General features: G+C 61.1%; 16 protein-coding genes and 1 pseudogene. 6 read left to right on the top strand and 11 right to left on the bottom strand.

The annotated features are described in order from the left end of the window. Positions 1–61 precede the first annotated feature (61 nt). The 9 genes and pseudogenes from AC1DKH_RS21385 to AC1DKH_RS21425 form a co-directional block, all read right to left on the bottom strand. Entirely contained in the window at positions 62–1,063 is a 1,002-nt protein-coding gene (locus AC1DKH_RS21385; RefSeq protein ID WP_477799208.1) for a glutathione S-transferase family protein, read from the bottom strand. Positions 1,064–1,154: 91 nt separating this feature from the next. After that, positions 1,155–2,156 (bottom strand): glycosyl transferase family protein, encoded by a 1,002-nt coding sequence (locus AC1DKH_RS21390; RefSeq protein ID WP_477799209.1) that lies wholly within the window; start codon positions 2,154–2,156, stop codon positions 1,155–1,157. After that, positions 2,153–2,488, bottom strand: a complete 336-nt coding sequence (locus tag AC1DKH_RS21395) for a TusE/DsrC/DsvC family sulfur relay protein (RefSeq protein ID WP_046037873.1) — start codon at positions 2,486–2,488, stop codon at positions 2,153–2,155. Before AC1DKH_RS21395 ends, AC1DKH_RS21390 begins: the two co-directional genes overlap by 4 nt. Then, positions 2,485–2,778, bottom strand: coding sequence for a sulfurtransferase complex subunit TusB (tusB, locus tag AC1DKH_RS21400; protein WP_477755019.1), 294 nt, complete (start codon positions 2,776–2,778; stop codon positions 2,485–2,487). The genes AC1DKH_RS21395 and tusB overlap by 4 nt, the downstream gene beginning before the upstream one ends. Next, a complete protein-coding gene (tusC, locus tag AC1DKH_RS21405) occupies positions 2,778–3,140 on the bottom strand; it encodes a sulfurtransferase complex subunit TusC (protein ID WP_477755018.1) in 363 nt (120 codons plus the stop codon). Before tusC ends, tusB begins: the two co-directional genes overlap by 1 nt. Position 3,141: 1 nt before the next feature. Beyond that, positions 3,142–3,534 (bottom strand): sulfurtransferase complex subunit TusD, encoded by a 393-nt coding sequence (gene tusD / locus AC1DKH_RS21410; protein ID WP_477799210.1) that lies wholly within the window; start codon positions 3,532–3,534, stop codon positions 3,142–3,144. A 133-nt stretch (positions 3,535–3,667) separates the two neighbouring features. Continuing rightward, positions 3,668–4,234: pseudogene (locus tag AC1DKH_RS21415) on the bottom strand (YoaK family protein); the annotation flags it as partial. A 25-nt stretch (positions 4,235–4,259) separates the two neighbouring features. Continuing rightward, positions 4,260–4,589, bottom strand: coding sequence for a DUF6388 family protein (locus AC1DKH_RS21420; protein WP_477756587.1), 330 nt, complete (start codon positions 4,587–4,589; stop codon positions 4,260–4,262). A gap of 20 nt (positions 4,590–4,609) precedes the next feature. Next, a complete protein-coding gene (locus AC1DKH_RS21425; RefSeq protein ID WP_008015571.1) occupies positions 4,610–4,858 on the bottom strand; it encodes a hypothetical protein in 249 nt (82 codons plus the stop codon). Positions 4,859–5,006: 148 nt separating this feature from the next. Here AC1DKH_RS21425 and AC1DKH_RS21430 point away from each other — a divergent pair, with 148 nt between their 5' ends. Beyond that, entirely contained in the window at positions 5,007–5,357 is a 351-nt protein-coding gene (locus AC1DKH_RS21430; protein WP_477799211.1) for a hypothetical protein, read from the top strand. Between the two features lie 126 nt (positions 5,358–5,483). Here AC1DKH_RS21430 and AC1DKH_RS21435 read toward each other — a convergent pair whose 3' ends face one another. Further along, a complete protein-coding gene (locus AC1DKH_RS21435; protein ID WP_477799212.1) occupies positions 5,484–5,909 on the bottom strand; it encodes a GNAT family N-acetyltransferase in 426 nt (141 codons plus the stop codon). A 166-nt stretch (positions 5,910–6,075) separates the two neighbouring features. Between AC1DKH_RS21435 and AC1DKH_RS21440 the strand changes: the two genes are divergently transcribed. Then, complete coding sequence (locus AC1DKH_RS21440; RefSeq protein ID WP_477756589.1) at positions 6,076–6,663, top strand: NUDIX domain-containing protein; 588 nt, start codon at positions 6,076–6,078, stop codon at positions 6,661–6,663. A 131-nt stretch (positions 6,664–6,794) separates the two neighbouring features. Here the strand turns inward: AC1DKH_RS21440 and AC1DKH_RS21445 are convergent, their stop codons facing one another. Next, positions 6,795–7,307: a methylated-DNA--[protein]-cysteine S-methyltransferase gene (locus AC1DKH_RS21445; RefSeq protein WP_477764565.1), complete on the bottom strand. Its 513-nt coding sequence runs from the start codon at positions 7,305–7,307 to the stop codon at positions 6,795–6,797. A 136-nt stretch (positions 7,308–7,443) separates the two neighbouring features. Between AC1DKH_RS21445 and ggt the strand changes: the two genes are divergently transcribed. The 4 genes from ggt (at position 7,444) to AC1DKH_RS21465 (ending at position 13,186) form a co-directional block, all read left to right on the top strand. Beyond that, positions 7,444–9,171, top strand: coding sequence for a gamma-glutamyltransferase (gene ggt, locus AC1DKH_RS21450; RefSeq protein WP_477754224.1), 1,728 nt, complete (start codon positions 7,444–7,446; stop codon positions 9,169–9,171). Positions 9,172–9,240: 69 nt separating this feature from the next. Beyond that, positions 9,241–9,774: a cysteine hydrolase family protein gene (locus AC1DKH_RS21455; protein WP_477764564.1), complete on the top strand. Its 534-nt coding sequence runs from the start codon at positions 9,241–9,243 to the stop codon at positions 9,772–9,774. A gap of 391 nt (positions 9,775–10,165) precedes the next feature. Beyond that, complete coding sequence (locus AC1DKH_RS21460) at positions 10,166–11,188, top strand: helix-turn-helix transcriptional regulator (RefSeq protein ID WP_477799213.1); 1,023 nt, start codon at positions 10,166–10,168, stop codon at positions 11,186–11,188. A 147-nt stretch (positions 11,189–11,335) separates the two neighbouring features. Beyond that, positions 11,336–13,186 (top strand): amidohydrolase, encoded by a 1,851-nt coding sequence (locus tag AC1DKH_RS21465; RefSeq protein ID WP_477799214.1) that lies wholly within the window; start codon positions 11,336–11,338, stop codon positions 13,184–13,186. Positions 13,187–13,194: the final 8 nt, after the last annotated feature.

Genomic DNA, 13,194 nt, shown 5'->3' on the forward strand with positions numbered 1-13,194 from the left:
ACACAAATCAATTGTGGGAGCGAGCTTGCTCGCGATGGGGCCATCAAAACCTACACAATTCTCAAGCTCTGCGCCAAACCCCTTTCCCGCTAAACCGCTCCCGATCATGGGCCGCGGTGAAGTCCTGTGCCGGCCCTTTCGGCACCACACCCGTCGGGTTGATGGTGCGGTGGCTGGCGTAGTAGTGGTTCTTGATATGGGTGAAGTCCACCGTCTCGGCAATCCCCGGCCACTGGTAAATTTCCCGCAGCCAGTTCGACAGGTTCGGATAATCGGCAATCCGCCGCAGGTTGCACTTGAAGTGCCCGTAGTACACCGCATCGAAGCGAATCAGCGTGGTGAACAGGCGGATGTCCGCTTCGGTCAGGTATTCGCCAGCCAGGTAACGGTTGGCACCCAGCAGCAGCTCCAGCCGATCCAGCTCGGCAAACACCTCATCGAAGGCTTCTTCATAAGCCTGTTGCGAGGTGGCAAACCCGGCGCGGTACACGCCATTGTTCACCGCCGGATAAATCCGCTCGTTCAGCGCATCGATCTCTCCGCGCAGCGGCGCCGGGTAGAAGTCCAGGTCGTTACCGGTCAGATCGTCGAAGGCGCCATTGAACATGCGGATGATTTCCGATGATTCATTGTTGACGATGCGATTCTGTTGTTTGTCCCACAGCACCGGTACGGTGACGCGGCCGGTGTAGTCGGCGGTGTCGGCGGTGTAGCGCTGGTGCATGAAGTCGAAGCGATCGAGCTTGTCGCCGGTCGAACCCAAGTGCTGGTCGAAGGTCCAGCCGTTTTCCAGCATCAACCAACTGACCACCGAAACGTCGATCAGGTTTTCGAGGCCTTTGAGTTTGCGCAGGATCAGCGTGCGATGGGCCCACGGACAGGCCAGGGACACGTACAGGTGATAGCGTCCGGGCTCGGCCGCAAAGCCGCCGACGCCGGTCGGTCCGGGCTTGCCGTCAGCGGTCAACCAGTTGCGTCGCTGCGCCTGTTCACGCTGGAACGCGCCGTCCTTGCTGCTTTCGTACCATTTGTCCTGCCAGCGGCCATCAACTAACAAACCCATGTTCGAGACTCCCGAAACCCATAATCGATGGAGTTGAGTCTATTCCGATGAGTTCGAACAAAAAGCGCAAAGATCGGGCGCGAATGATCGATTAAATTGATTTGTCCCGCGCAGCCCAGTATTTTTCAGCGGTTTCGAAGGCCTGGCCGCGGGTCTGTCCGAGGCCACGCAGGGCCAGGGCCATGGTCGAGATCAGGGCCATTTGCGGGTAGCTGTCGACCACATCGCCACGCCAGACTGCTTTCAAATGTTCAGGTTCAAGCGAAGCAGGTTTGACGTGACGTTGCGCCGACAACTGCGGCCATTCCTCGTCCCAGCTAACGCCGCCGGTGGTACCGTACAGGTGACTGTCGGCGTCCGGGTTGATCTCGATTTCGCCGCCATCGCCCTTGATCACGATGGCGGTGTCACCCAGCAGGCCGCTGGCATCGCGATGCACCGCCTGATAACCCGGGTGGAAAATGCTTTGCAGACCGCAACGGGCGCCCAGCGGATTGAGAATCCGCGCCAGGGAGTGGATCGGCGAGCGCAGGCCCAGGGTGTTGCGCAGGTCGATCATCCGTTGCAACTGTGGCGCCCAGTCCATCAAAGGCATGAACGCCAGGCCGCCGTTGTCCAGTGCCGAGCCGACTTGCTGCCAGTTGCGGCACAGCGGGATGTTCAATTCGCCCAGCAGTTGCTCGCTGTACAGCCGACCGGCCGTGTGGGCACCGCCGCCGTGCATGAAAATCCGCACGCCGTTTTGTGCCAGGCACTTGGCTGCCAACAGATACCACGGCAAGTGCCGCTTCTTGCCGGCGTAGGTCGGCCAGTCCAGATCCACCGCCAGTGCCGGAGGATTCAGGCGTTCGCGCAAGGCTTCGGTGAAGCCTGCCATCTCCTCGAAGCTTTCTTCCTTGTGCCGCAACAGCATCAGGAATGCGCCGAGTTGGGTTTCCTCGATCTTTTCATCGAGCACCATGCCCATGGCCTCGCGGGCCTCGACCCGGGTCAGGTCACGGGCGCCGCGTTTGCCTTTGCCAAGGATCCGCACGAATTGGGCGAACGGATGCTCGGCAGGTGTTTCGAGGGTCAGTGCTGGGTAATCAGTCATAAGCAATTCGTCGGTTTGGGCAGGCCCGCCAGTTTCGCGGCGAGTTTGGCGGGAGTGCCTTTGAACAGTCGGTTCAGGTGCAGGCTGTTGCCTTTTTCCGGGCCGAGTTTCAGGGCGGTGTACTTGATCAGCGGACGGGTGGCCGGTGACAGCTGGAATTCGGCGTAGAAACTGCGCAGCAGCTCGAGGACTTCCCAGTGTTCGGGCGTCAACTCGATGTCTTCGGCAGCCGCCAGGGCACTGGCCACGTCGGCGGACCAGTCACTCAGTTCGACCAGGAAACCATCCTTGTCCAGCTCGATGGCGCGGGCGCCGACCGTCAATGCATTCATAGCCAACTGTTGACCTTGTCGTAGTGAATCGACAGTTCGACGAAGGCCGGGTAATCGATGGCCTTGGCCCATTCTGGAACCGCAAGCGCACGGGCCTGGGCATCTTCAGCCAGGACGAACAGCTTCAGGCCGCGTGCGCTGAGCACCGTGAAGGGCGCGGTGCCTGGCTGCAACGCATAGGCGGCATCACCGGACAACAGCAACCCGTCGTTGGCGCCGATTACGCGCAGGCAACTGGTCAGGCGTTCGTCGCCGAACGGGGAATGAGACAACACATGCAAAGTCGACATCAGAGGGTGATCACCTGGTCGTAACGGTCAATGAGGGCGGTGATTTCAGGGGCGGCCAACACTTGGGCTTCTTCCAGCGACAGGCCGCTGGGGTCCAGGCCGCGCTGGGTGATGCTGTCGCCGCAGGCGAACAGTTCCTCGACACCGAACATCGGCAGGGCTTGCAGATTGGCGCTCAGGTCTTTCAGTTGCAAGGCCTTGGCGTCCTGACTGGCGACGAGCTGGAACACGCCGTCATCGAGAAACAACAGGCCGATCGGCAGGTCGAAGGCGCCCCCGGCCAGCACGATATCCAGCGCTTCGCGCGCGCCAGGGCCGGACCATGGCGACTGGCGGCTGATGATCAACAAGGATTTGGCCATGTCATGCGCCTCCGAAACAGATCAGGCGGTCGGCATCCTGCGCGGCGTCATGCAATTGGCCGAGGCCCGACAATTCCCACGGCGCACCGACGGCAACAGCCTCGCGCTGATAGCGCCTGGCTTCTTCATCGTTCAACACGCCACGACGCAGCGCGGCGGCGATGCACACCACACCATCGAGTTGATGGTCGCTGACGAATACCCGCCATTGGCTGGGCAAGTCCAGTTCATCCTGGGGCGTGACCACACTGGCGGACGCGTTGTAGACGCCGTCCTGATAGAAAAACAGCCGGACAATCTCATGCCCGCCGGCCAGCGCCGCTTGGGCGAACAGCAAGGCGCGGCGCGAGGAGGGCGCATGGGCGGCGGAAAACACGGCGATGGCGAATTTCATGACGGACTCGATCAGCGAAACTGCGGCCATGATAAAGCTTTATCGGCGGGGCGGCGAAGGGCTTTGCCGCGAAGGTAGCCTGCCATATACACGCAAGCCCTCTGTAGGAGCTGCCGCAGGCAGAGATATTTTCGGCGAACATGCCGGTCCAGGGGATCAGTTGCACGCGCCAGCCATTACGACGCTCACCGAGCATCCAGCGGCCCAGCCCGCGGCCGAAACGCGACAGGGCGCCGGTGACGTAAGTCAGGCCCACCGGCAGGCCGTTCACTTCTTCCACCGCGGCGTTGAGCATTCCCATGGCGATGATCGCTGCCAGCAGTGCGGGCAGTTGCGCGTCGAAAGGCCAGGCCGCGGCGGCGCATAACAACGTGGCAATGCTCAGCAACAAGGGCAGGGCCCGGCGTCTGCCTAGCCGGCTGACGATAATGCCCAGCGCGTTGCCGACGATGAAGGTGGCGACGAGGATCACCAGGCGCAGGGTCAACCCAAGGTCGCCAGTACTGATGGCGACAGCCATCCGGGTGGTATTGCCGCTCATGAACGAGACGAAGTCGCCGCTGGCCATGAAGCCGATGGCGTCGGTCATGCCGGCGAGCACCGAGAGCATGGCCACCAGGCTCAGGCCTATGCGCCCGCGCCATTTCTGCGTGTGCAAGTGACCGGGGCTGGCGTGGGTCCTGGCGGTGTTGGGCAGCATCGGCGATGGTATCCCTGAACAGTGCTTAGGGTTTTATCCCATTCAACTCGCAATATTCCAGCCAGTCCATGCCGGCCATTTCCGCCACTTCCCGGTGCACTTCCAGGCGCTGCGCTTCGTAATCCTGGGGTGTGGCGGTGGTTAACTGCAACGTCAGTTCCCAAGCGAACAACTTCTGGCGTTCTGCTTCAGCTTCAAACGCTTCGTGCAGCCGTTCCTCGCGATACTGAGCCGCCGTTTCACCCTTGGCCTGAGCCAACAGCGGGTTGAGGTGGTCGAGTTCTTCGCGCAACTCGGGGCGCGCCTCGAGAAACTTCTTGAGTGCTTGCTCATGCTGCAGTTCGGTTGCCGCCATGGTTGCTCCTTGAGTGGGGATTACGAAGACTGCTTCTTGCTGGCCTTGGCCGCTGCCGCCAGGCATTCGAGGGCAAACTGTTCGGTGTAGGTCATCTGGATCGGCGTGGTTTCGCCTTTGACGGTTCTTTCGCCGTCGAGGATGTAGCGAATCCGCTTGTCGGTGACGCCGATTCGCTTGGCTATCCAGGAAGGCGTCTGGCCGATCTGGCTGATCAGCTTGTCGGCATATTCAGTGCTCGGTTTGTAGAACTCGGCATTAGGTGTCATCAGATTTCCAGTCAGGGGTGCGATGCGGCGTTATTGGCGCGACAGGGTGCGCGAATCGTTGCGCGCTGTCGCGGTATAAATGCAGTAAAGCAGAACGATACGGGCTGCCGGGGTGATAAAGTCCGCTTTTTCCTGATGAGTGAATGCAATGCGAATTCTGATGGTGGCGCTGGCCGCGACGTTGCTGGCGGGATGCGCCGGCTCGGCGATGAACGACGCCCGCACCAAGGCCCCGTACAAGACCCTGAACTCGGAAAAACCGGCAAAAGACGTCGCCCAGTGCGTGCAGTTTTCCTGGCAGGACGAGGCCGTGTTCGGCGTCGATGCCGCTGCCTATTTGCAACCAGGGGAGAAGGGCGGCACGACCGTTTACACCCGTTCGGCGGAGTCCTTCGTCGACGTGACCACCGATGCCTCGGGCACGGTGTTGAGCTACTACGCACAGCACGATGATTTCGTGGCCAAGCGCCGGCTGGCGGCGCTGGCGACTTGCCTGTGATTTGAAGGCTAACGCAAGTCCCCTGTGGGAGCGAGCTTGCTCGCGATAGCGGATTGTCTTCAACATTGATGCCGACTGACCTGACGCCATCGCGAGCAAGCTCGCTCCCACAGGGATTTGTGTGTGTCAGTAGCTCAGGCGCTTCTGGAAGAAAAAGTGCTTGTGCCCCGGCGGGTAGTCGGCAATGTGTCCGATCTCGCTGTAGCCGCATTTCTTGTAGAACTCCGGCGCCTGGAATTCAAAGGTGTCGAGCCACAGCCCGACGCAGCGTCGTTCCCGCGCCAGGTCCTCGGCCATCTGCATCAGTTTCGAACCCAGGCCCTGTCCCCGGGCCTGTTCCGGCACCACCAGCAAGTCGACGTACAGCCACTGGTAAAACAATCGGCCATGCAGGCCGCCGAGGATTTCGTCGTTGTCGTCGCGCACCAGCAAGGCGATGTGCTCAGGCACGTTACCTTCGGCCTTCGAGCCGTTGTAGGCGCGCAGCGGTTTGAGGATGGCCTGGCGTTGTTCTTCCGTGGGGTTTTGCGACAGTTCGATACGCAGGTTCATGGCTATATCCATATGGCATTGAAGCCGCAGCCTATCCCGGTTGCAGCGATTGTTCCATCCCCGGAAAAGTTGAACCGTCGCCAAGGCGGCGCTTGCTTGAGGGGGCAAATGCTGTCCGTTTTCACTTAACATGTGGACCCTCAGACAAATAACAGGACGCGTTGTCATGTCGAACACAGCCGAGCGGGTCAACATCCTTGAGTCTCAGGTGTTGTCCCACGACTGGTACCTGCTCAGGAAAATCACCTTTGATTACCAACGCAACAACGGCGAGTGGCAACGCCAGACGCGAGAGGTCTACGACCGTGGCAATGGTGCGGCGATTCTGTTGTACAACCGCGAAAAGAGAACCGTGGTACTGACCCGGCAATTTCGCTTGCCGGTGTTCGTCAATGGCCACGATGGCCTGTTGATCGAAGTGGCGGCGGGGCTGCTGGAAGGCGCGGCGCCTGAAGACCGCATCCGCGATGAAGCCGAGGAAGAGACGGGTTACCGCGTGCACCATGTGCAGAAGGTGTTCGAGGCGTACATGAGCCCGGGTTCGGTGACGGAAAAGCTGCACTTTTTCATTGCCGAGTACGATGCGAAGTCGAAAGTCAGCGACGGTGGTGGACTGGAGGCGGAAACCGAGGAACTGGAGGTGCTGGAGTGGGCGTTCGAGGATGCGCTCGAAGCGTTTTACCGCGGCGAGATCTGCGACGCCAAGACCATCATGCTGTTGCAGTATGCGGCGATGAAACCCCTTTTCAATTAAACGCAATCTCCCGTAGGAGCTGCCGCAGGCCGCGATCTTTTGATCTTGCTTTTGAAAAGCACAGTCAAAAGATCGCAGCCTGCGGCAGCTCCTACAAGATCAAAAGATCAAAAGATCAAAAGATCAAAAGATCAAAAGCCTGGCAGGCGTGCCGTGCCGGGCCACTGCCCACCCTCCAGCGTCAGCAACAACGCCTTCGCCTCAAGCCCACCGGCAAACCCGGTGAGCTTGCCCGACGCACCAATCACCCGGTGACACGGCGCCACGATCGAAATCGGGTTCTTGCCATTCGCCGCCCCCACCGCCCTGACCGCCGCCGGGTTGCCAATCTGCTCGGCGATCTGGCTGTAGCTGCGGGTCTCGCCGAACGGGATGGTCAGCAGCGCCGCCCAGACCTTCTTCTGAAATTCCGTACCGGCAAAATCCAGTTCCAGTTCGAAGCGATCGCGGGTGCCGGAAAAATATTCGCGCAACTGCGCAGCCGTGTGAACCAGGATCGGGTTGTCCGGCGCTTCGCTCATCGGCCCCAGGCGAACCCGGCCGGGTTTGTCGTTTTCCCAGAGGATGGCCGCCAGTCGCGAACCGTTCGCGACCAGCTTCAACTGGCCCACAGGTGACGCCACGGTGGTGCAGGTATAGGTCATGCCAGGGCTCGCGGGAAATTGCTGAACAGGCGTTAAGGATACTGTCTCGACGGGGAGGCGCAAACCGTAATCCCGACCATACTTGGCTACGGCTTTTGAAGCGTTTTCCTACGAAATAACAAGAAGAGACCGACTCATGAAGTACGAACCTTTTGCCAAATCGCTGATTGCGACCTCGTTGGCGCTCAGCTGCCTGACCGCCCATGCCGCCTCCGTGGCCCCGGCTACCGGGGAAAACGGCATGGTGGTCACGGCCCAGCACCTGGCTAGCCATGTGGGCGTGGATGTGCTCAAGAACGGCGGCAACGCCGTGGATGCGGCGGTCGCGGTCGGCTATGCGCTGGCGGTTGTGTACCCCGCGGCAGGCAACCTCGGCGGCGGCGGTTTCATGACCATTCAACTGGCGGACGGGCGCAAGACTTTCCTCGACTTCCGTGAAAAAGCCCCGCTGGCCGCTACCGCCAACATGTACCTGGACAAGGAGGGCAACGTCGTTCCCGATTTGAGTACCCGTGGCCACCTGGCCGTGGGCGTGCCGGGCACCGTTTCGGGCATGGAACTGGCGCTGTCCAAATACGGTACCAAACCGCGCAAGGAAATCATCGCCCCGGCCATCAAGTTGGCTGAAGACGGTTTTGAACTGGAGCAGGGCGACGTCGATCTGCTGGACTACGCCACCGACATGTTCAAGAAGGACATGAAGGATTCCGGCTCGATCTTCTTGAGCAAAGGCGAGCCGATGCAGGTCGGCCAGAAACTGGTGCAAAAGGACCTGAGCAAGACCCTGCGGGAGATCTCCGAGAAAGGCGCCGACGGTTTCTATAAGGGTTGGGTGGCCGACGCCATCGTCACCTCCAGCCAGGCCAACAAGGGCATCATCACCCAGGCCGACCTCGACAAATACAAGACCCGCGAACTGGCGCCCATCGAGTGCGACTACCGTGGCTACCACGTGGTCTCGGCACCGCCACCGAGCTCCGGCGGCGTAGTGATCTGCGAGATCATGAACATCCTCGAAGGTTATCCGATGAAGGATCTGGGCTACCACTCGGCCCAGGGCATGCACTATCAGATCGAAGCGATGCGCCACGCCTATGTGGACCGTAACAGCTACCTGGGTGACCCGGATTTCGTGAAGAACCCGATTGCCCATCTGCTGGATAAAAACTACGCGACCAAGCTGCGCGAAGCGATCAAACCACAAAAAGCCGCGGTTTCCAGCGAACTCAAGCCCGGCGTAGCGCCCCATGAAGGCAACAACACCACCCATTACTCCATCGTCGACAAGTGGGGCAACGCGGTGTCGGTGACCTACACCCTCAACGACTGGTTCGGTGCCGGCGTGATGGCGAGCAAGACCGGGGTCATCCTCAACGATGAAATGGACGACTTCACCTCGAAAATCGGCGTGCCGAACATGTACGGCCTGGTGCAGGGCGAGGCCAATGCCATCGCCCCCGGCAAGGCGCCGTTGTCGTCCATGAGCCCGACCATCGTCACCAAGGACGGCAAAGTGGTGATGGTGGTCGGTACGCCGGGTGGCAGCCGGATCATCACCGCGACCTTGCTGACCATGCTCAACGTGATCGACTACGGCATGAACATCCAGGAAGCGGTGGATGCACCGCGGTTCCACCAGCAGTGGCTGCCGGAGGAAACCAACCTGGAAGCCTTCACCACTAGCCCGGACACGGTGAAAATCCTCGAAAGCTGGGGCCACAAGTTCGCCGGTCCCCAGGATGCCAACCACCTGGCGGCGATCCTGGTCGGCGCGCCATCCCTGGGTGGCAAGCCGGTAGGCAAGAACCGTTTCTACGGGGCGAACGACCCACGGCGTAACACCGGGTTGTCGCTGGGTTATTGAGGCTTGTGTCCGGAGGGGGACGGGCTTATGTTCGTCCCCTGATCCATCGACATCACAAGGAAGGAAATCATGACCACTGCACTGTTAATCATCGACGTCCAACAGGCTTTGTGTTCCGGTGAGTACGAGTGCTTCGAGATTGGACGGGTCATCAACACCATCAATGACCTGTCTGCCCGGGCGCGCAAGGCGGGAGTGCCCGTGGTGCTGATCCAGCACGAAGAAGCGGGCAGTCCGCTGGCACATGGCGCTGCCGGCTGGCAACTGGCCGAAGGGCTGGAAACCTCGCCCAAGGACCACCGCGTGCGCAAGACCACCGGGGATTCGTTCTACCAGACCAACCTGCAAAAACTGTTGCCGAAGGAGGACTTCGAGCGCCTGGTCATCTGCGGCCTGCAGACCGATTACTGCGTCAACGCCACCGTGCGTCAGGCCCTGAAACTGGGCTACGACGTGGTGCTGGCGGGCGATGCGCATTCCACCGTCGACAACGGCAACCTGACCGCCGAAGACATCATCGCCGAGCACAACAAGGACCTGGCGCACCTGACCGGTTCCGTGGCGCGGATCGATGTGATACCGGCCAAGGACATCCATTTCTGAAACCACCACATTTACCTGTGGGAGCGAGCTTGCCCGCGATGAGGCCAGCACATTCAACATTGATATCGGCTGACCCACCGCCATCGCGAGCAAGCTCGCTCCAACAGTGATTTCGGTTGCTCGCAGATGTTGCGCACACCTACCAACCCTGTGGGAGCGAGCTTGCTCGCGATGGCGTCATTACAGCCAGCATCGGTGTCGGCTGACCCACCGCTATCGCGAGCAAGCTCGCTCCCACAGTAATTTCAGTCGCTGGCCGATTTTGCATACACCCATTTACCCCGTGGGAGCGGGCTGTTTGTAACTATTGACGTCACGGCAAGCTGGACGCCATTCCCGACGCTATGGCATCGTCGAAACACCAGACCATGCAGTGAACGGGATCGCAACGATGGAGGAGGGAAACAAGGTCGACGACAACAGGTCGCTGGCCACGCTGAAGGCGTTCAATCATTGCGTATTGCACCTGGGCCGGCTGGCGCGGGACAGCGGGGCGTCGCGATTCATCGCCGATGGCCTGCAGGCATTCGGTCCCCTGGTGCCGTTCGCGTCTGCCTGGTGGGGCGAGATGTCTACGCCTGGTCCTGATGTGCCCCCTCAGAGCTGGATGCATGGCAGCATCAATCTCCCCGAATCCTTTGCCGCCGAGTGGCATCCGGTGGCAGCCAATGACAAATTCTCTCACGACACGTTGAATCAGCCCGGCGAGGTATTGCGCGACAGCGGCTTCAACGACCCTTGCGAAGCGGTCAATGAGTTCGCCCGGCGCCATGACCTCTACCACCTGATGTGCATCACCTACGAGTTACCCGAAAGTGGCTTGATGTTCTTTGTCTGCCTGTACCGGGGCCGGCATGAGCAGTCGTTCAGCACAACCGAGGCCGGTTTGTTTGCGGCCTTTTGCGATCACCTGTTCCAGCTGTGGCGGTTCCAGGTGCAGGACATGATTCGCTTCGATAGCGAAAACGGCGCGAGTGATTTTGGCGTCGCGCGCATGGACGGCAGTCTGCTGTATGTGGGCGCCAGGTTGTGCGCCGCCATTCAACGCGAATTACCCGGCTGGAGCGGTTCGATGCTGCCGGGCGAGGTGATCGCGCAACTGTCGAAGGCGCCCTGCGTGATCCGCCTGGGCCGCTGCGCCCTGACCCTGAGCCCCAACGCCGAACACGTCATCCTGTCCCTCGAAGCGCCGTCCGGCGGGGACGGCCTGGCACCTCGGGAGCGCACGGCAGCGATGCTGTTCGCCGCCGGCCACTCCTACAAGGAGATCGCCAAAATGCTCGCCCTGAGCCCCGCGACCGTGCGCACCTATTTGCGTAATTGCTACTTGCAGCTCGGTGTGAAAAGCAAGGTGGAACTGGGCTCCGTCCTGCGTTCGCCAGGCGCGCTGGCGGAGTCCGTGCGCCGGGATTAATCCCAGCCGTTTCAATTATTTGCCTGACCCCTCCTCATTTGCAGAGGTCCATTCGCACGCTGCGCCCTATAGGGTAGGCCCTGTCTATCAGGGGCTGACGCAGTCGCTTCGGGCCGCTTCAAAACAATAAGAACAGGGGTGAGGCATTTGAGACTTTCCAGGTTGTTCATCGCCATTGCGTCGACAACGGCGTTTTCCTGCGTGGCATTGGCGGCGACACCCGCCGACACGGTCATGCGCAATGGCTACGTCTACACCGTCGATGGCCAGAATTCCGTGCAGCAGGCCATTGCCATTTCGGGGGGCAAGATCGTCTATGTCGGCAGCGATGCCGGGGTCGACGGCTACATCGGCAAGCAAACACAACTGATCGACCTGGCCGGGCGCATGCTGATGCCGGGCTTCGTCGATGCGCACATGCACCCGGGGGATGGCGGCCGCGCCATGACCTTGTGCGACCTGAAATACCAGACCATGACCCGCGCGCAGTTTCAGACGAGCATCCAGGCCTGCCTCGATGCCGACAAGGACAAGGGCCCGGACGTCTGGCTGGAAGTCGGCAGCTGGGATCGCATGGGGATGACCGGGCTCGATGGCGACGCTGACAAATCGACCCTGGACGCGCTCAAGACCCAGCGTCCGATCCAGGTGCGCTCCACCGACTTCCACACCGTGCTGACCAACTCTCGCGGCCTGGAACTGGCCGGCATCAACAAGAACACCGCCGACCCCGAAGACGGCAAATACCGGCGCGACAGCGCCGGCAACCCGAACGGCATCTGTGAAGACGGCGCCGCCGAATCGTTGGCCGCCGTGGTCCCGCCTGCGACCGACGCGGAAAAACTCAATCAGGTTCGCGCAGCCCTCGACGCCATGCGCCAGCAAGGCATCACCAGTTTCTTCGATGCGCTGTCCGGCCCGGAAAACGGCAAAGCCTTCACCAGCCTGCAAAAGTCCGGCGAGCTGACAGCCCGGGCCTTGCTGGCGATCAAGCTGGACCCGGCCGCCGCTGCCGCCGACCCGGTGAAAACCATCGCCGAGGCCAAGGCCCTGGCCAGTACCTACGACCAAGGCGAAGTGCATGTCGCGCCGGGCGTGAACATGCGCCACGTCAAACTGTTCATGGACGGCATCATCAATGCCCCGGCGGACACCGGCGCCATGTTGACCCCGTACCTGCACAACAGCGGCACCGACCAGGCGCCGAAGTGGACGCCGGGCAAGAACCTGGGCGAACTGTACTTCCCGCCGCAAGTGCTCAATCCGTTGTTGCTGCAAGCGGTCAAGGCCGGTCTCGATCCGCACCTGCACGCTACCGGCGAGCGCGCGGTGCGCGATGCACTGGACAGCGTCGCCTACGTGCGCAAGGAACTGCCCGGTACTGATTTCCGTCCGGCCATCGCGCACGCCGAGTCTGTCGATCCTGCCGACTATTCGCGCTTCAAGGCACTGGACGTCACGGCCACCATGTCGTTCCAGTGGGCACAGCAGGCACCGTCCACGGTCGACGGCACCAGTGATCACCTTGGCGCCGCGCGATTTGCGCGTATGGAACCCTCGGGCAGCATCGCCCATGCCGGCGGTCGAGTGGCGTTTGGCAGCGATTGGCCGGTCGATCCGCTGGATGAATTCCTGGCGCTGAAAGTCGGTGTCACCCGTTCCGGCGACCCCACCAATCCGCACAGCTATGGGCCCAAATATGCCGGGCGACTCAATGCCGATCCGGCGCTGTCGCGAGCCGAAGTGCTGCGCAGCATCACCCTCGGTTCCGCCGAACAGCTGAAGCTCGATGCGGTGCTGGGTTCGGTCGAAGTCGGCAAGTTCGCTGACCTGATCGTGCTCGACAAGAACTTCATGCAGGTGCCCGAGGAGGAACTGGGCCGCAATGACGTGCTGCTGACGCTGGTCGGCGGCAAGGTCGTGTGGGCCAAGGCGCCGTTCCTTGGGCTGGCGCCGCAGGTTGCTTCCCAAGTCGTCACTTCCCGATCCGTCCAATAAAAACCAGA

The organism is Pseudomonas sp. 05L36 (genome assembly GCF_056398125.1).

Coding starts and splice junctions, on each gene's coding strand:
- AC1DKH_RS21440 (WP_477756589.1), top strand. CDS start 6,076: ATGTCGAACACAGCCGAGCGGGTCAACATCCTTGAGTCTCAGGTGTTG.
- AC1DKH_RS21395 (WP_046037873.1), bottom strand. CDS start 2,488: ATGAATGCATTGACGGTCGGCGCCCGCGCCATCGAGCTGGACAAGGAT.
- AC1DKH_RS21430 (WP_477799211.1), top strand. CDS start 5,007: ATGCGAATTCTGATGGTGGCGCTGGCCGCGACGTTGCTGGCGGGATGC.
- AC1DKH_RS21425 (WP_008015571.1), bottom strand. CDS start 4,858: ATGACACCTAATGCCGAGTTCTACAAACCGAGCACTGAATATGCCGAC.
- AC1DKH_RS21435 (WP_477799212.1), bottom strand. CDS start 5,909: ATGAACCTGCGTATCGAACTGTCGCAAAACCCCACGGAAGAACAACGC.
- AC1DKH_RS21385 (WP_477799208.1), bottom strand. CDS start 1,063: ATGGGTTTGTTAGTTGATGGCCGCTGGCAGGACAAATGGTACGAAAGC.
- tusB (WP_477755019.1), bottom strand. CDS start 2,778: ATGTCGACTTTGCATGTGTTGTCTCATTCCCCGTTCGGCGACGAACGC.
- ggt (WP_477754224.1), top strand. CDS start 7,444: ATGAAGTACGAACCTTTTGCCAAATCGCTGATTGCGACCTCGTTGGCG.
- AC1DKH_RS21455 (WP_477764564.1), top strand. CDS start 9,241: ATGACCACTGCACTGTTAATCATCGACGTCCAACAGGCTTTGTGTTCC.
- tusD (WP_477799210.1), bottom strand. CDS start 3,534: ATGAAATTCGCCATCGCCGTGTTTTCCGCCGCCCATGCGCCCTCCTCG.
- AC1DKH_RS21420 (WP_477756587.1), bottom strand. CDS start 4,589: ATGGCGGCAACCGAACTGCAGCATGAGCAAGCACTCAAGAAGTTTCTC.
- AC1DKH_RS21445 (WP_477764565.1), bottom strand. CDS start 7,307: ATGACCTATACCTGCACCACCGTGGCGTCACCTGTGGGCCAGTTGAAG.
- AC1DKH_RS21460 (WP_477799213.1), top strand. CDS start 10,166: ATGGAGGAGGGAAACAAGGTCGACGACAACAGGTCGCTGGCCACGCTG.
- tusC (WP_477755018.1), bottom strand. CDS start 3,140: ATGGCCAAATCCTTGTTGATCATCAGCCGCCAGTCGCCATGGTCCGGC.
- AC1DKH_RS21390 (WP_477799209.1), bottom strand. CDS start 2,156: ATGACTGATTACCCAGCACTGACCCTCGAAACACCTGCCGAGCATCCG.